The 17,610-nt window shown below is 63.0% G+C and carries 15 protein-coding genes; 7 read left to right on the forward strand and 8 right to left on the reverse strand.

From position 1 onward, the window contains the following. Window positions 1-2: 2 nt before the first annotated feature. Entirely contained in the window at window positions 3-500 is a 498-nt protein-coding gene (locus ABLE93_RS19050) for a low affinity iron permease family protein (RefSeq protein WP_348841440.1), read from the reverse strand. Window positions 501-653: 153 nt separating this feature from the next. Between ABLE93_RS19050 and ABLE93_RS19055 the strand changes: the two genes are divergently transcribed. From ABLE93_RS19055 to ABLE93_RS19080, 6 genes are all read left to right on the forward strand, one after another. Next, window positions 654-998 (forward strand): hypothetical protein, encoded by a 345-nt coding sequence (locus tag ABLE93_RS19055; protein ID WP_348841441.1) that lies wholly within the window; start codon window positions 654-656, stop codon window positions 996-998. Between the two features lie 91 nt (window positions 999-1,089). Beyond that, window positions 1,090-1,752: a 5'-methylthioadenosine/S-adenosylhomocysteine nucleosidase gene (locus ABLE93_RS19060; RefSeq protein WP_348841442.1), complete on the forward strand. Its 663-nt coding sequence runs from the start codon at window positions 1,090-1,092 to the stop codon at window positions 1,750-1,752. Window positions 1,753-1,776: 24 nt separating this feature from the next. Beyond that, window positions 1,777-3,078: an RsmB/NOP family class I SAM-dependent RNA methyltransferase gene (locus ABLE93_RS19065; RefSeq protein WP_348841443.1), complete on the forward strand. Its 1,302-nt coding sequence runs from the start codon at window positions 1,777-1,779 to the stop codon at window positions 3,076-3,078. Window positions 3,079-3,159: 81 nt separating this feature from the next. Beyond that, complete coding sequence (locus tag ABLE93_RS19070) at window positions 3,160-3,384, forward strand: hypothetical protein (protein ID WP_348841444.1); 225 nt, start codon at window positions 3,160-3,162, stop codon at window positions 3,382-3,384. Between the two features lie 180 nt (window positions 3,385-3,564). Beyond that, on the forward strand, window positions 3,565-5,124 hold the full coding sequence (gene guaA / locus ABLE93_RS19075) for a glutamine-hydrolyzing GMP synthase (protein ID WP_348841445.1): 1,560 nt from the start codon (window positions 3,565-3,567) through the stop codon (window positions 5,122-5,124). A 288-nt stretch (window positions 5,125-5,412) separates the two neighbouring features. Next, a complete protein-coding gene (locus ABLE93_RS19080) occupies window positions 5,413-6,693 on the forward strand; it encodes a tyrosine-type recombinase/integrase (RefSeq protein WP_348841446.1) in 1,281 nt (426 codons plus the stop codon). Here the strand turns inward: ABLE93_RS19080 and ABLE93_RS19085 are convergent. From ABLE93_RS19085 to ABLE93_RS19115, 7 genes are all read right to left on the reverse strand, one after another. Further along, entirely contained in the window at window positions 6,623-6,919 is a 297-nt protein-coding gene (locus ABLE93_RS19085) for a helix-turn-helix transcriptional regulator (RefSeq protein ID WP_348841447.1), read from the reverse strand. The two genes, ABLE93_RS19080 and ABLE93_RS19085, sit on opposite strands and share 71 nt — an antisense overlap. A gap of 863 nt (window positions 6,920-7,782) precedes the next feature. Next, window positions 7,783-10,269 carry an NAD-dependent epimerase/dehydratase family protein gene (locus ABLE93_RS19090; protein ID WP_348841448.1) on the reverse strand — a complete coding sequence of 829 codons (2,487 nt, stop codon included), beginning with the start codon at window positions 10,267-10,269 and terminating at the stop codon, window positions 7,783-7,785. 59 nt (window positions 10,270-10,328) lie between these two features. After that, window positions 10,329-10,865: a YqhA family protein gene (locus tag ABLE93_RS19095; RefSeq protein ID WP_348841470.1), complete on the reverse strand. Its 537-nt coding sequence runs from the start codon at window positions 10,863-10,865 to the stop codon at window positions 10,329-10,331. A 158-nt stretch (window positions 10,866-11,023) separates the two neighbouring features. Then, window positions 11,024-12,298, reverse strand: coding sequence for a hypothetical protein (locus tag ABLE93_RS19100; protein WP_348841449.1), 1,275 nt, complete (start codon window positions 12,296-12,298; stop codon window positions 11,024-11,026). Window positions 12,299-12,490: 192 nt separating this feature from the next. Further along, window positions 12,491-13,165 carry a TerC family protein gene (locus tag ABLE93_RS19105; RefSeq protein ID WP_348841450.1) on the reverse strand — a complete coding sequence of 225 codons (675 nt, stop codon included), beginning with the start codon at window positions 13,163-13,165 and terminating at the stop codon, window positions 12,491-12,493. 754 nt (window positions 13,166-13,919) lie between these two features. Beyond that, window positions 13,920-14,813: a LysR substrate-binding domain-containing protein gene (locus tag ABLE93_RS19110; RefSeq protein WP_348841451.1), complete on the reverse strand. Its 894-nt coding sequence runs from the start codon at window positions 14,811-14,813 to the stop codon at window positions 13,920-13,922. A 140-nt stretch (window positions 14,814-14,953) separates the two neighbouring features. Beyond that, window positions 14,954-16,504, reverse strand: coding sequence for an NADP-dependent isocitrate dehydrogenase (locus ABLE93_RS19115; RefSeq protein ID WP_348841452.1), 1,551 nt, complete (start codon window positions 16,502-16,504; stop codon window positions 14,954-14,956). A 232-nt stretch (window positions 16,505-16,736) separates the two neighbouring features. On the opposite strand from ABLE93_RS19115, the gene ABLE93_RS19120 reads away from it, so the two are divergent. Further along, window positions 16,737-17,507, forward strand: a complete 771-nt coding sequence (locus ABLE93_RS19120) for a tellurite resistance TerB family protein (RefSeq protein WP_348841453.1) — start codon at window positions 16,737-16,739, stop codon at window positions 17,505-17,507. Window positions 17,508-17,610 lie beyond the last annotated feature (103 nt).

Below are 17,610 nucleotides of genomic sequence, written 5' to 3' on the forward strand. Positions count from 1 at the left end.
ATCTACCCGGCGGTGGGGGCGTCCGAGCCGGCCTGCGTCCCATCCGCGCCGGACCGCGGCCCGCTGCCGAGATCGCCGCGCTCGCGCGCCTTGTCCGCCAGCAGCGCATATTCGAGGCGCAACCGCTCCAGCACCTCCTCGTCGAGATCTTCCAGATCCAGCAGGGATTCGCGCGGGCCATCGAGGCGGGAGATCAGTTCGTCGAGCTTGATCTGCAGCGCCGCGGTGTCGCGATTCTGGCTGTTCTGGATCAGGAACACCATCAGGAAGGTGACGATGGTGGTGGAGGTGTTGATGATGAGCTGCCAGGTGTCGTTGAAGCCGAAGAGCGGCCCTGTCAGCCCCCAGATGATGATCACCGCGACCGCGCTGATGAAGGTGGCGGGCTTGCCCGCATAGCGCGACACCGCCTGCGACACCCTGGTGAAGAACGGACGCGGCGCCCGCCCCGCCTCCACCTGACGGCGCAATTCGCCGACCGAGACTTCACTCTGCGTCATGGCCTCGCCTCGCTTTGGGCATGGGTTCAGCCCGTGTCTGCGGCCCGCCGGAGGGAACGATAAGCTCCCGTCGCGGTTCCGCTTATGGTCGAGCTTTTCACGACGGTTTCGGGGCGCAAGATCCTTCCGTTCCGTCCGCCCTCGGAGGCTTTCATGACGGTACAGATGATCCTGCTTCCCCTCTTCGTGCACGTCGCCCTGGTGCTCGCCGTGCTGCTGCGCGCCGTGCGCTCACCGGAGGTGACGGCCGACGGCCTCCGGGCTGGCCTTGCCGCTGTGCTGTTCTACACCCTGACCGCGCTCGCCCTGTTCACCCGCAAGGCGGACGTGGCCTTCGTGGTGCTGGCCTGGATCTTCGTACTCCTGCGGTGCGCCGCCGCCTTCCCTCAGTTGCTGTCGGCCCGGGCCCGCGCCCGCGTCAGCGTGGATCTCGCGAGCCTCGCCGTTCTGGCGCTCATGTGGGTGCTGTTTGCCTTCGCCGTCCTCCTCGCCATCTGAGCGGGGCGGTTGACAGGCGGGCCCGGCCAGCCGAGGAGTTGGTCTTTGCGCACCGGGACCCGCCCGCGGCGGGCGCCCACTGGATATTGCGATGACCGACCCCGCCCGCCATGTGCTCGCCTTCGGCGGCCACGATGTCCTCTTCGTCATGGCGACCAGCCAGGAGTACGGGCCGCATCTGAAGGCCCGCATCGACCCCCTCATCACCGGCGTCGGGCCGGTGGAAGCCGCGGTGGAGACGGCGCGCGCGCTGGCGCTGCTCGAGCACCAGGGTCGCCGGCCGCACTTCGTCGTCACCCTCGGCTCGGCCGGCTCGCGCCGGCTGGACCATGCCGAGGTCTATCAGGCGACCCACGTCGCCTATCGCGACATGGACGCCTCGGCGCTGGGCTTCGAGCGCGGCCGGACTCCCTTTCTCGACGAGCCGGCGGTGGTGGAGCTGCCCCACCGCATCCGGGGCGTGCCGGAGGCGACGCTTTCCACCGGCGGCGCCATCATCTCGGGCGCAGCCTATGACGCCATCGCCGAGGACATGGTGGACATGGAAACCTTCGCGGTGCTGCGGGCCGCCCGCCGCCACGGCCTCGACATGATCGGCCTGCGCGGCATCAGCGACGGCAAGGCCGAACTGACCGGCTTCGGCGACTGGACGGAATATCTCCACGTCATCGACGAGAAGCTCGCCCACGCCCTCGACCTCTTCGCCCGCCAGCTGGAGAGCGAGGGCCTCGCCCCTGCTCCGGCCCGGCCCTGACATCCTGCCGGTGAACCATCCGCGATGACCCCTGCCGCCCGCATATCCGCCGCCATCGAGGTACTCGCCGACCTCGCCGCGCGCCGGCGACCCGCCGCCGACGCGCTGAAGGATTGGGGCCTCGCCCACCGCTTCGCCGGATCTGGCGATCGCGCGGCCATCGCCGGCCTCGTCTACGACACGCTGCGCCGGCGCGCCTCCAGCGCCCATGTGATGGGCGGCGAGGAGCCGCGCGCATTGGTGCTGGGCATGCTCGCCGTCATGCGCGGCCTTGGGGTGGAGGCCATCGCCGCCCTCGCCGACGGCTCCCGCTTCGCCCCCGCGCCACTGAGCGAGGCCGAGCGGGCCCGCCTCGCCGATCCGACGCTGGGTGGCGCGCCACCCTTCGTGCGCGGCGACTATCCCCAGTGGCTCCACGCCTCGCTGCGCCACGTCTTCGGCGAGGACGTGGTGGCGGAAGGGGCGGCACTGGCAGCGCGCGCGCCCCTCGATCTCAGGGTCAACACGCTGAAGGGCGAGGCGGAGGCGGTGAAGGCCGAACTCGCCCATCTCGATCCCTCCCCCGGTCGCTTCTCGCCTCTCGCCCTGCGCATAGTGCTCGACGCCGAGGGCAAGGCCCCGCCGGTCTCCTCCGAGCCCGCATTCCTGCGCGGCGAGGTCGAGGTCCAGGACGAAGGATCGCAGATCGCCGCCATCCTTGCCCGGCCCCTGCCCGGCACCCAGGTGCTCGATTTGTGCGCCGGCGCCGGCGGCAAGACCCTGGAATTCGCCGCGCTGATGGACAACAAGGGCCAGATCTACGCCTATGACAGCGACATCCGCCGCCTGAAGCCGCTGCACGAGCGCATCGCCCGCGCCGGGGTGCGCAACGTGCAGGTCAGGAGCCCGCGCGGCGCCGAGCATGTCCTCGCCGACCTCGAGGGCAAGATGGACCTGGTGCTGGTGGATGCCCCCTGCACCGGCACCGGCACCTGGCGGCGCAATCCGGACGCCAAGTGGCGGGTGCGCCCCGGCGCGCTCGCCCAGCGCACCGCCGAGCAGGCGAAGATCCTGGAGGATGCCGCCCACTACGTGCGCCCCGGCGGCCGCCTTGCCTATGTCACCTGCTCGCTGCTGGACGAGGAGAACGGCGCCCAGGTGCGCGCCCTGCTGAACAAGCGCGAGGATTTCCACCCGGTGCCCCCCAGCGAGAACGTGCTCGCCCTCGGTGCCTCGGGCGGCCCGCTCGCCGAGGCGGCCCTCACCAGCCGCGAAGGCCTGCTGATGACCCCGCGGCGCACGGGCACCGACGGCTTCTTCGTGAGCGTGCTGAAGCGGGCGGGGTGAGGGCGCGCGATGCGGATGAACTTTCAGCGCGAGCGGGGCGTTGTGGCGGTGAACCGGGTCACACCCTGAAAGGATCGCGCCATGGGCATCATCCGCATCTTGCTTGTCCTCCTCCTGGTGGTGGGCGGCTACTGGGCCTATTACGTCTATGCCTCCGGCCAGCCCTATGACGAGATCGGTACCGCCATCAATTCCCGCCTGCCGGCCGATGCGCGGGCCTACGCCTGCGGCGAGCTGAAGCGCCGCCACGGTGCCGCCGCTGCCAAGGCCCCTGTCGGCTGCGAGGCATATTGGTCCAGCATCTGACGCCCGCGTCCTGACGCTGACGCCCGCGATGCAGGCGTGAGCTGTTCCGGCTGAGGCGTGCAGTACCGCGATCTGGCCCCCGCGGGGCGCAGGCGAGCCCTGCGCCCCGCTTGACTTTTGGAATCGGCGCTTTGCCGCTAAAGGAGAGGCCAATCCGCTTCTCTTGCGCCAAGGCCGTCCATGAACGCCCCCTCCCAGGAAACCGTCCTCATCATCGACTTCGGCAGCCAGGTGACCCAGCTCATCGCCCGCCGCGTGCGCGAGGAGGGGGTCTATTCCGAGGTGGTGCCGTTTCAGAAGGCCGCCGAGGCGTTCCGTGCGCTGAAGCCGAAGGCGGTCATCCTCTCCGGCGGGCCGGCCTCCGTGCCCGACGGCGACAGCCCCCGCGCGCCGCAGGAGGTGTTCGAGGCCGGCATCCCGGTTCTCGGCATCTGCTACGGCCAGATGACCATGGCGGAGCAGCTGGGCGGGCAGGTGGAGAGCGGCCACCATCGCGAGTTCGGCCGGGCGACGTTGACGGTGGAGGAGGGCTCGGACCTGTTCGAAGGTCTCTGGCAGCCGGGCGAGGGCCACACGGTGTGGATGAGCCACGGTGACCGCATCACCGCGCTTCCCCCGGGCTTCAAGGTGAAGGGCACCTCCGCCAACGCCCCCTTCGCCCTCATCGAGGACGAGGCGCGGCGCTTCTACGGCCTCATGTTCCACCCCGAGGTGGTGCACACGCCGGACGGCGCGCGCCTCCTCTCCAATTTCGTGCGCAAGGTGGCGGGCCTCGAAGGCGCCTGGACCATGGGCGCCTTCCGCGAGCAGGCCATCGCCCGCATCCGCGCGCAGGTGGGCAGCGGCCGCGTCATCTGCGGGCTCTCGGGCGGGGTGGATTCCTCTGTGGCGGCGGTGCTGATCCACGAGGCCATCGGCGACCAGCTCACCTGCGTCTTCGTCGACCATGGCCTGATGCGCCAGGCTGAGGCTGACGAGGTGGTCTCGCTCTTCCGCGGCCACTACAATATCCCGCTCGTGCACGTGGACGCGTCCGAGCTGTTCCTGAAGGAGCTTGACGGCATCGAGGATCCGGAGGCGAAGCGCAAGACTATCGGCCGGCTGTTCATTGACGTGTTCGATGCCGAAGCGAAGAAGGTGGGCGGCGCCGACTTCCTCGCCCAGGGCACCCTCTATCCCGACGTGATCGAGAGCGTCTCCTTCTCCGGCGGCCCCTCGGTGACCATCAAGAGCCACCATAATGTGGGCGGGCTTCCTGAGCGCATGAACATGAAGCTGGTGGAGCCCTTGCGCGACCTGTTCAAGGACGAGGTGCGCGCGCTCGGCCGGGAGCTGGGCCTGCCCGAGAGCTTTGTCGGCCGCCACCCCTTCCCCGGCCCGGGCCTCGCCATCCGCTGCCCCGGCGCGGTGACCAAGGAAAAGCTCGACATCCTGCGCAAGGCCGACGCCATCTATCTGGAGGAGATCCGCTACGCCGGCCTCTACGACGTGATCTGGCAGGCCTTCGCCGTGCTCCTGCCAGTCCGCACCGTTGGCGTGATGGGCGACGGGCGCACCTACGACCACGTGCTGGCCCTGCGCGCAGTGACTTCGGTGGACGGCATGACCGCCGACTTCTACCCCTTCGACATGACCTTCCTGGGCCGCACCGCCACCCGCATCATCAACGAGGTCAAGGGCGTCAACCGCGTGGTCTACGACGTGACCTCGAAGCCGCCGGGGACCATCGAGTGGGAATGATTCAGGCCCATCCGGCGCTATCCAACAGCGCGCCAGAATACGCATAACACACTGATAACAAAATAAATTCCTCCAAAGACGTTCGGGGACTATCGGCCGGCAGAAATCGCCGCTGACGTACTTCCTGACGGTCCGTCTCTCCGTTGCGAAATCCGATTTCATCCGATACCGTCAGGGCCTGAGCGCCGTGTGACGGTCTTTTTTCGACATAAAGTGCTGCAAGACAAAGAGATTTCGTCGTTATGGTGCCAAAAACGGCCTGACGGTCTTTTCGAGGAGGCGGCCGAAATGCTGACGGATGCATCTCTTAAGCACTTGAAACCAAAAGACAAAATTTATAAGGTGACAGACCGGGACGGCATGTATGTGCTGGTGAAGCCGTCCGGAACACTCACGTTTCGGCTGGACTACCGGCTGAATGGGCGGCGCGAGACCGTCACCTTCGGCAAGTACGGCCCGGCAGGGCTGTCCCTCGCTCGAGCACGAGAGCTGTGCATCGACGCCAAGCGGGCGATCAGCGAGGGACGATCGCCGGCGATCGAAAAGCAGCGGGAGAAGCGCAGGCTCCTAGAAGCGAAGAGCTTTGGTCAGTTCGGCGAGAAATGGCTGACCGCGGCGCCGATGGCGGACAGCACGCGGGCGATGCGCCGGTCGATCTTCGAGCGCGAACTGCTGCCCAAGTGGCGCAACAGGCTGCTGACCGAGATCACACCGGATGACCTCCGGGCTCTTTGCGGGGCGATCGTCGAGCGGGGCGCGCCCGCTACGGCGATCCACGTCCGCGACATCGTCAAGCAGATCTACGGCTTCGCGATCTTGCACGGCGAGAAGGTCGCCAACCCCGCTGACGACGTGGGGCCGTCTTCCATCGCTACCTTCGTGCCCAAGGATCGCTCGCTCTCGCCAACTGAGATCAGAATCATGCTCAAGCTGATCGAGAAGGTGGCGACCCTACCGACCATCCGGCTCGGCATGCGCCTCTATCTGCAGACGATGGTTCGCAAGAGCGAGCTGCAGGACGCGACTTGGGATGAGGTCGATTTCGAGAATGCCGTGTGGACGATTCCGAAGGAGCGCATGAAGCGTTCGAAAGCGCACAACGTCTATCTGTCGCGGCAGACCCTCGACATCATGATCGCGCTGAAGACCTGCGCAGGGAATTCGCGATACCTGCTGCCCTCGCGGTACGATGCGGATGCACCGATGTCGCGCGCGACGTTCAACCGTGTCACGTACTCGGTTGTTGAGCTGGCGAAGAAGGAAGGTCTGCCACTCCAACCATTCACGGTTCACGATCTGCGAAGGACGGGATCCACGCTGCTCAACGAACTGGGCTTCAACAGCGACTGGATCGAGAAGTGTCTTGCGCACGAGGATGGTCGTTCGTCACGCGGCGTCTACAACAAGGCAGAGTACGAAGTTCAGCGTCGCCACATGATGCAGGAGTGGTCGGACATCATCGATGCCTGGGTCGCTGGGAAGAAGCGCGTCCCGGTACTCATCCCGCCTTCGATGCCGCTGCTTGAGCCAGACCCGGCTCTCGAACCGGGCGCGATCGGCGCAGCCTGACATCAGGAGACTGGGCGCGATTAACGGGGGCTGCTCGGCGCGAAGCCAGCCACGCTTCGACTTCCGCCAAGTCCCAGACGACGCAGCGCGGCGAGAGCGCAAAGCGCCGCGGAAATTCCCCGCGCTGCTCCATTTCGTAGATGGTGCTGTCGGCCAGCGGCACCATTTCGCGCAACTGCTTTCGACGGATGGTTCGTTTAATTGGTGTATCTTTTTCGTAGGCCATTCATCATCTCCTCAACTGCTGTTCTTGAGGAAATGAGCGCGATAGGTCTCGAAAGGGAAGGGCAGAAGTTCGGGAGCCGCAAGACCGGATAGTCCGGCGTGCAAATAGAAATTCTAGCGTAAATCGTCTTCCGCGCTCGGTAGGCCGGGGTGGTGTAGTCGATCTCGCCGGTTGGGCCACCGCGCACGTATTTGAAAAGCGATTGTGGCGATGTATGCCGACCAAGACCGGGATAGCCCCATGCCCAGTCGTCATTGCGCTGGGTGATTGTGCACCATTCGAAACAGCCGACCAAACTATTGATCTGATGTCCTCTGCCAGGTCCGCCAATAGCTCTCCCTTACAGGCCTGGCCGACCGCAAAGACCCATGAGCGCAACATGGTGAAGTATGCTCGCGATTCTCAGACGAAGGGAGGGCGCTGTCGCTCGCACGCGCGATGAGAGCGTTTCCAAGCGCCCTTGCACAGACGCATACACATAGCGGGATCTCAAGGATTGAGGTTCGAACCTAAATCTTGCGGGTTCTTTCTTCGGCCAAATACCGTCCCGCGACCCAGCCTCGAACGCCGAGGTGACGGACTTGGCACCATTGCTGAAACGCAACTCGCCTGCATCCGTAGCTCCGGATATGACGAGTGTTGTAAGGCAGCGGCTTGACCTTGTTGAAGGAGGTCCCAGGGCCAGCTCGCATCCACGTAACTTTGCCTGCAGAGACGTTTGCCACTCGCACATATTTTGTCTCGGCGTACAGTGGTGCCGCATCGGCCGCAAGCAGTACCAGAGCAGCAGCGCCGATCGTCAGCGCGCGTGCGAGTATCGTTGCTGGAGATTGATGCATAAGCCTGTGTCCCTATTCTATGAACTAATACGTCATGCTCTGCCACGTTCCGTAGCGATCCCGCACCGGGCCACGCCGTATGCATAGCGCTATCAATACAAGCCCGAGGACCACACTGACAGCTATTGGAATCGGGCCGTCGTAGAAGATGAAGGGTACGACAGCTAACGCGACACCGAGAACACCGATCAAGTAGCGCACCTTCCGGGCTACCTCGGCGGCGGCGATTGAAACGACCGTGAGCACGAGCGCCCCGATCACGTGGTGGGCGTTGGCTAGGTCGACACTGGTGACGGCCAGCCGTGAGAACATCAGCGCCGCGCCTATGAGAGCGGCAGCCGCCAAATTCCACGGCAGGTTGACCCCTCCTGCGAACATATTCTTGATCACAGGGAGCGGCGCGCGGTCGAATTCGTCTGTTCGAGTGGGTTCCGAGGTCGAGCTCGTCGCCTGTTGCACGTCAGTATCACCAAACAGGAGCACGCGAAGCCAGTTCTGGCCGGCCTTGGACCGGCGGCGAAGGAATTGAACCGTAGCAATCAGCTCGTCGAGCGAATAGGGAATCTGGATCAGGATCATCGCAGCGCCGAACAGCGCGATCGTGCTCCACGTACCTATGACAACAGGCTGGATGATGATGAATAAGATCGAGGTTACGCCCAAAGGCGCGATCATCAGCCCGAACAGGATCACGAGCCATGGCATGGTGCGCCATCGCGCTCTTGAACCGACAATGCCCGTCAGGATCTCCAACATATAGGTGTACGCACCGACAGCGGCGTCGGATACGGGCCACGCTTTCGCCACCGAGGATGTGATGATCTCCTCCGTCCCGTTCCTCGGATCATTCGGCGAGCCGGCAAAGAACGGCTCCCAGACCGTCGGAATATGCTCGAGTTGATAGGCCGCCAGATAGCGTGATACGTAGACCCCGGAGAGAGCCATCAAAATGATAGGCAGGCGCTGCGGCCAAGCGGACGGATTGTAGGTCCACCCCGGCGGCACTGTTGGTCCGGTCAACGCCGCGACCGCAGACGTCCCGGGTTCTGGCTTCGTGCAGACCGCCAGTCCGAAGATCAATGCCCCGGCGAGCGTATCGGAAAGATATGCAGCCACGTTAGTCGTCCAGAAAAGGAACGGCGCCGCCATCACCAGGGTGCCGATTCCCGCGCATACCCAGCGTGCCCATTGCATCCGAACAGAGATCGCCAAGGTGGCGAAGACGATCAGGGCGGCCCCAAGCACGATCTCTGCTTGGGGCAGAAGCGGCTCGGTCACGTTGATGAGCAGCGGCTGGGTGAGAAGCCATGTCCCCAGGCCGACATTGACAAAGTGCGCCCAACGATTGGCGCCATGTTCGGCCCGGACCTGCGCATTGTGGCGTACGCGTAGGTCTTCCGGGTCTTCGCCAGCCAGCACCGCATCCTTGACCCAAGCTGGCGCTGGAAGCCCATTGGCCGCATACCACCCGGCAGGATCGCTTTTCAGCGTGACTACGATGCTATGCAGCTCATCCTTTAGGCGATGCCGGGGTTCCCATCCAATGAGCTCGCGTGCTCGTCTAGTGTCCAACGCATAATGGTCGTCCGCCAACGAGACCATGAACGGTTTAACGAAGGGCGCGACGCCCTCGTCAATGAGATCAGGGATTGCCGGCTCAAGCCTGGCTTGTGCCCATGCTCCCGCAGCTGCGAAAGGCTTTGGCAGCCTTAGTGTCGGCCAATCCTCTACGCCATGCATGAGGTAGCCGAGTTCATCCTGAAGGGCGTCATATCCGATCGCGTCCGCTTCGCCGATCAACAACTCAGTGCCAGATGGCAATTTGCCCCGGTGTTCAACAGTCTGGCGGAACGCGTCCAGCATGTCCTCGCGGTGGACCATCGCCTGGCCGACAAGCGTGCTGCCCGCGTAGAAATAGCTCTGGAAGTCACGCTCATAGATCCGGGCAATCTGGTGAGCCAGCGTCGGCACCAGCCAGCGCTGGTCGTAAACTCCGGCGAGGCGGAGAATGACATAAGGGATTCGGCCGTGTTCGGCGCGGATGGTCCGCTCGGCCTCCGCTTTCGACGCAGGATAAGCCCAACGCGGCTGAATGGGTTGGCGTTCGTCGATCCGCTCTCCAGGCCGGCACGGCTTGTGAACGAGCATGGTACTAGCGTAAACGAACTGCCCGACTTCGAACCTTTGCAGGGTCCGGAGCAAGCGCTTAGTCCCGTCGACATTGACGGTGCGATAGAGCGGATGGTCTTCGCCGGTGAAGTCGAAATAGGCGACGAGGTGGATGACGCTTGCTATCTGGGACCCAAACTCCGCGCGCAGGTTCTCCAGCGCCGACTCCACCGACGCGTCCGATGCAAAATCGGCTTTGAACGTCGGAAACGTGGCCGGTTCGTCGCTTCGATCCAAACCTACGACTCGATAGTCATTCGAGAGCACTGCCCCGATCGAGCGGCCTAAGTTGCCCGCCGCTCCGGTAATGACAACAAGGGGCTTCTCGATCTTGTCTGTCATAGGGGCCTTCACTTTCGGAGCGCGTTTCCGCTGCGCGGTGATAGCTAGGGGTCCGGTAATCAAGAATCACGCTCCGAGAGGCGCTCCATCAACGCCAACACCACGCTGGCGAGCACAAACAGCACGAAGGCTCCTGCAGCCCACGCGATGTGCTGCATGCGCGTCTGATCAGGCTCTATGATCTTTTCAAGCAGATAGACGCCCGCGATCGCAGCAACAGAGGCCATCAGTCTGACCTTGAGGACGCCGAATCCGACTTTACCTCTCCAGTCCAGACGCTCCTCCGCGTCCCTATGTTCGTCCAAGCGCGAGACAAATCCCTCGTACCCGCTGAAGATCACCATCAGCAGAAGGTTGGCAATCAGAGCCAATTCGATCAGCGACAAGCACGCGACAATCACCTCCTTGCCGCTGAGCGTGAATGTCTGGGTCAACGTGGCCACTGTTACCTGCCCGAATTTGGCGAGCAGGATGGCAACGGAGACGAGGAGGCCGAAGTGAAATGGCACGAGCAGCCAGCGGCTCGCGAGAATTACTCGCTCGACCCAGCGCTCAGCGAGGGCGGCAGGCGCACGGGGAGTGAGATCCTTTTCGATGGGGTCCCCCTATTTGGCAAGAAGCGGCGGGCGTAAGACCGCCGCATCATAGGTCCGGTGCTGCATGTCCCGCCCGGCTGGGGTACAACTTAGCAGGCGCCAGACGAGAGGGAAACTCGGAAGACCCCTGGTCGCAAGCTGAGACTTGGTGTGCAAAGCTATCCGGCTGTCCGTGCCTCCGGGGACGGCGGACAAGCTCTCATAGAAGCCGAGCTTGCAGTGGGGTTGAATATCCGTGCCCGGACGCTGACTGCCCCATTTGCGTCGGCGGCGTGCTCCCACGACACGGCAAAACTCCCGTCGGGCAATCCGGCAACAGTGGGGTTACTCTGGCTCGCCAACGGCGCAGCGCTGACTAGAAAGTCCGTCCCGACCAATGCTCCGCTCGGTTCGAACACCAAGGCCCTGACAGCTGATGTGCCGGCATGGTCACCGAGCGCTATCGACCCGGACCAGACCATGACAAAGCCGCCATCCAGAAGAGGCGCCAGCACCGGGCCCTGCTGGTCGTTCAGCGTCCCCGCGGCCGTCGAGTATTCATCGCCAGAGGGTTCGCCTTTGGAGTCAAACACCCGCACCTTGATGCTGGCCTCGCTCTCGCGCTTATGTGTGGTCACGCGATCGATCCAGGCGATCACAAAGCCGCCGTCGCAGAGGCCCGCAACAGCAGTAGCGGCTTGGCTCTTCGCTGTCGGCGGGCCGACAAGAAATTCGTCCCGCACCATCGCTCCGTTCGGTGCGAAAAGTTTGGCTTTGATAACGCTCTCCTTCCCGTGGTCCGACGTGACATTGAGGTCCGTCCACACCACCACGAAATTGCCGTCGGCAAGCCCCGCGACCAAGGGACTGTCTTGGCGGCCCTCCGGACAGGCGCTCAACAGGAACTCGTCTCCAGCCGGCGCCCCGCTGGGCTTGAACAGCCGAGCCCTCACTCCCCCTCGAACGGCATCTTTGCCCACGCCCTTGTTGCCCTGCCAGACCACAACGAAAGCGCCGTCGGCAAGCGCTGCTACAGTCGCGTTGAACTGGGTACCGTAGGTTTCGACGTTGACGGTCAACTCTTCATGGACAACTCTGCCGTCGGCGCCGAAAAGCTTCGCCTTGATGCCGCCGCAGCAATCGTCTCCGCCTCTGCCGCTGAAATCCTGCCAGACCACGACGAAACCGCCGTTCGGAAAAATGGCGAGCTTGGGGTCGCGCTGGCATGCGATGGTTTCTCTGTTGACGAGAAATTCGCCACGAACGGGATTGCCGCTCAGGCTGAAAAGCTTGGCCCTGACATCTGAGCCACCGATTTCGCAGGCGGGCATCATGTCGTCGGTCCAGACTGCCACAAAGCCACCTTGCACAGCCGCGAGCTGCGGGTGCATCTGGACACCTCGGGTGTGGCGTTCGATCAGAAACTCGGGGCCGGCTTTATGGAAGCGGTTCACGATATGCTCACTTGGTTCTCGCAGGACGGAATCAGGGGTCGCCGGCGAAGACTCCACGGCGGCACGCCGCGGACTTTGCCGAACAGAGCTGTTGTTGGTCATAGGCGGTGTCATGTGCGGTTCTCCATGAATGTTCTGGGTCACTTGCCATCAAAGTTCGCGATTGGAAGCGAAGATCTCATGTGCCGTCCCTTAAAAAGAAGCTGCCCAAGCCCTGGCCACAGGCCAGACTTCCAAGCCTCCCCGATAGATCATGTCGAGCGCCACATAGAGGATGACGGCCAATCCCGCATAGGCGATCCAGCGATGCTTCTGGAGAAGCCGCGCGATGTAGGTCGCCGCGGCGCCCATGAGCGCAATCGACAGCGCAAGGCCGAAGATCAGAACCCAGGGATGCTCGCGAGCCGCTCCAGCGACCGCCAGCACGTTGTCGAGTGACATGGACACGTCGGCGACAATGATCACCCAAGTCGCCTGCAGAAAAGTTTTCTTAGGCGGCCCATTAAGGGCCATTGTCCCGTCAGAGTTCACGGAGACATTGTTCAACTGCGATTCGGTGACGAGTTCGTGCGCAAGCGCCTGCTCGCGCAACTCGCGCCACATCTTCCAGCAGACCCAGAGCAACAGTAGGCCGCCCGCGAGCATTAAGCCGAATATCGAAAGCAGTTGTGTTGTGACCGACGCGAAACCGATACGCATCAAGGTTGCAGCAACGATTCCGATCATAATCGCGCGGGCACGCTGCTCCGCTGGAAGGCCAGCAGCCGCCAGACCGATGACGATGGCGTTGTCCCCAGCGAGCACCAGGTCAATCATGATGACCTTCATTAGTGCCGCCAGCGCATCGGCTGTCAGAAAATCAAGCATTTCGTCGATCCGTTATGGTTACAGGGCGTCCAGAGCAGTCCAGCACAGCGTCGAGACTCAATGTCGACGTGGGCTGAGCTCAAGGAGCTGGGGAATCGCCTCCGGCTGGCTGAGCATTCCGGAACCGAAGCCGATGAATGCGAGCAGTCCGCCGACGTCCCACAAACTCAGATTTGCGTTGCTCTTGACGTGATTCCTGGACCATGCAGCCGCACAAACAACGCCGGCCAGGACCAAGGCAAGAAGGCTGACAGTCGGCAACACAAGTTGACCCGGAACGACAAACGTTGCGGGCAGAATTAGCACGACGCTGGTGAGCATAAGAACTTGCACAGTCTTGGCCTGCGACGGCTCGGTAACGCCTTCGGCATGGGTGCTGCGTGGCCTATACCTCAACTCCCGTGCTGCAATTGCGAAAGGGCCTCGCGTTTGAGGAGCCTGAGACATGATGCGTCCTGTCTTGCGCTGTTGACCGGATTGATATGTCGCCCTCGGAGGACGATTACCAATTGGTTCATCCAATGGAGCGCATTGGCGTTCCATTAGGCAGGACGCGGACAGTCGTCGCGGATAAACGGGGTACGGCCTCCCGGGCGACTAACGTGCTCGCCAGCACCATCTGACCGGTGGATCATGATGACCCAAGAGGTTCGACCGGGCAGAGCCAGCGCGCCCAAACCCGACCGGTCCTATCCCGCGAGCATCAGGCCGGCCAGGGAAGCACCTCCGTCAACGGACCTTTGATCAATTAACGTCAGGTACGACCCTCGCCGCCGCGCGGGCTGATCTCCAGGGAATGGACTATATGTTCGGCGAGCAGTTCGGCTGCCTGAGAAAGCTTCCCAGGCGCCCGATACATCGCAATCTCTGCCTCCGGCAACTCCGGCAATCCGAAGTCTGGGCCCATCACAACGAGGTCCGGGGGGACCATGTCTCGTGACAGGACCGTCAGCCCAAGGCCAGCGCGAACCGCCGCATGAAGACCTTCCATGCTCGGGCTGGCAAAGACCACTCTCCATTTCATTTTCAACGCGTCCAGAGCATTGAGCGCGCGTTTTCGATAAACATCAGGCGCTGGCGCCAGCACAAGAGGGATTGGTTGATCGGGCGTCAGTTCCAGTTCGGGTCCCTTCACCCAGACCAAGCGATCCCTCCAGACAGGCACGCCACCGGCAGGGCCCTGAGGCTCCCGCTTGACGAGTACGATGTCGTATTCCCCCTTCGCAAAGCCATCGAGTAGGAAAAAGCTAAAATTGCAGCTCACCTCAAGTGCGACGCCCGGATGGCTTCGTGCGAAGCGCCTCAGAACCTGGGGCAGGTAGGCAGTGCCGAAGTCCTCGGTGGTGCCGAGGCGGACCGTCCCTTCGACGTCGGTCTCCAGGATCCTCGCGCAGGCCTCGTCGGCCAAGCGAAGCATTTCCCGCGCGTATTCGGAGAGAATCTCGCCGTCCGGCGTGAGCTTCAGATCACGCGCGCCGCGATCGAACACCTTGCGCCCGAGCGCATCCTCCAGTCTCTTTATTTGAAGGCTGACCGTCGACTGCGTGCGTCCGACCCGTTCGGCGGCGCGCGTAAAGCTGCCGTTATCCGCTATCGCGATAAAGGTCCGCAGCAAATCGAGCTCAAGCAGTGAAAGCGCAGTTGACATCAAGGGTTCTCCCAGGCGGACCGCCGCACGGGCGCAGGATAGCCTGCGACCCGGCGCGGTTCCATCTCTCCGCGGCGAGGCGGGCGTGGTCCGGGAGACAAAAGCGGGTGGATATTCGACGCCCAGGCCTTGACTACCTGCTACTGTCCCTGCCCAAGCGAATAGCCGGGGGCCCCATCGAAGTTGCAAAGATGCTCCGTCTTGATGAAATCTACTCCAAGATATGCGAGCCTCATTTGCAGATCGGCGATCTGTTCAAGCGATATCCGCGAACCTTCTCGCATCATGTATCGACAGCGCCAATGGTCGGTCTTGATCGTGTCTTCATGACCTTTAGGCCATACCTTGACCCCGCGGTTGGTGATCATCACCAGCTCGAGGCCCTGCTGTTGAGCGCAGCGCATTGTTTCGGCGAGCACCCGAGACTGTTGTCCCTGCCAGTGGACGAACACATCAATGCCTACCAATTCTTTCTTTGCGGCAGGCCTGGCCTTTGCCTTTGCGCTGAGCGCGACGAACGGTGGTTGTCCCGCAGATTCAATGTAGCAGGCTGGCTTCAGCGTGGTGGGTTGTCCGCCGAGCCGCTCGATGACGGCCGCGGCAAAGGCATGTGTGCCGACTTCTCGGGATGAAAACTCGTTGGAATAGATGTCGAAGGTATGGATGCCCTCTTCGATCGTCTTCAGTAATGCATTGTGGACGAGCTCGGCGGCACGCGCCTGTCCGAGGTGTCCCAGCATCATCGCCCCCGCCAGGATGAGGCCGGAAGGATTGGCGATGTCGCGGCCGCCAAGTCCCGGCGCCGATCCATGAATGGCCTCAAACATCGCATACTTGAGGCCGATGTTCGCCGACGGCGCCAGCGCAATCGAACCGGCAATCTCGGCAGCTACGTCGGATAGGATGTCACCATAGAGATTGGGCATCACGATCACATCGAACCGTCCCGGTTCATCGGCCAGCTGGGCGGCGCCCGCATCGACAATCCAATGCTGCTGCTCGATCTCAGGATACTCGGCTCCAATCTCGATGAACACTTCGCGGAACAGGCCGTCGGTCATCTTCATGATGTTGTCTTTTGTGAAGCACGCGACGCGCCGCCGGCCGTTGCACCGGGCATACTCGAACGCGTAACGCACGATCCTTTCGCACCCGGCCCGCGAAACGAGCTTCAGGCATTGGTACACCTCGTCGGTCTGCCGGTGCTCGATCCCGGCGTAGAGGTCTTCCTCGTTCTCTCGAACGATGACCACGTCCATCCCGGGATGTTTGGTGCCGACAACAGGATGATAAGCCACGCACGGCCGTACGTTCGCAAACAGGCCGAGTGACTTGCGAAGGGTCACGTTGACGGACTTCATCCCGCCCGCCTGCGGCGTGGTGATCGGCGCCTTATATAAGGCGCGCGTGCGACGGATGATCTCCCAGGAGCTTTCGTCGATGCCGGATGTTTCGCCATTGAGATAGACGCTCTCTCCGAGCTGAATTTCCCGGACGTCGATCTTGGCGCCGGCTGCAAACAGCACGCGCAAGCTCGCTTCCATGATCTCGGGCCCGACCCCGTCTCCGAATGCGACGCTGACGGGGGCTGTCACTTCGGCCTGAGCGGCCTCGGGAAGCACCGCATGGTCCAGGTTCAGCGGCGGGAGTTTCGTGGGCGCGACGTCGGTCGGCTGGATGCGGAGATTCATGATGGCCTTCCTTTCAGCACAGGTGTCTTCGACGCTTATTGCGGACGACGAGACTTAAGGGAAATGAGTTCTCCAACTGGCAGGCATTGATGCCTTCAATCGCTGTCAGGCGCGCTGCCATTTACGATGTCAATGTGAGCCATTTCTGTCGCGGCACCTGGGTTCAAAGTCGTGTTTCCGCGTTACATGCGGGATGCGACGCCATACGGGCGCCGCCCAGATGGAGATGTCTATGATCAACGTCGAACACCTGCTGTCCCAGATCTTGCACAACGGCCAGGGACAGGAGCCGCAGCGCGTCGGCAGCGCAAATGGCAACGCAAACGGCTTTCCCGCGCATGCGGGGAGTTTCCTTGGCGACAAGTCGGCCGGCTACGCAGGAGCGCTCGGCGCAGGCGCAGTGGCCGGCGGGCTTGCGAGCGTCCTCTTTGGCTCCAAGCGTATGCGCGAAGTTGCATCGACTGCCCTGCAGGTGGGCGCCGTGGCCGCGATCGGCGGCCTGGCTTACAAGGCGTATCAGAACTACCAGCAGGGCCGGCCCGTCGTCCCTCAGGGTCTTCGCGACCTCTTGCCCCCCACACTGAGCGCGCCGAGCTCAGAACTCAGCCGGGACGCCTTCGTGCCGCCACCGGACCAGACCGACGCGGTCGCGCGCCTCCTGCTCAAAGCGATGATAGCAGCGGCTGCGGCGGATGGGCATCTGGACAACCATGAGAGGCATCGGATCCGCAACCAACTCCAGGCTACCACGCTCACCGATGAGGAGAAGCGCTATATGGACTCCACTCTGTCTCGCCCGGCCAGCATCGCTGAGATTGTCAACGAGGCGATGACGCTGGCTCTCCGCATGGAGGTCTATATGGCTGCGCGGCTCGCTATCGAGCCGGACTCTCAGGCCGAGCGCGATTGGCTCAATACGCTTGCCACAGAACTGAAGCTCGACCCGGGCCTGCGAGCACAGCTCGACGCGGTGACCTCACCGGAGCGAGCCGAGGCCGCCTGAAGATGTCGATGTGCATGTCTCGGCCCGGCATCATGCATTCCGGGCCGAGGTCATCATCTGACAGCGAAAGCGTGACTGCTCCGCGGTCACGGAGCCGATCGGA

Source organism: Xanthobacter pollutisoli (assembly GCF_040044995.1).
Classification (GTDB): domain Bacteria; phylum Pseudomonadota; class Alphaproteobacteria; order Rhizobiales; family Xanthobacteraceae; genus Xanthobacter.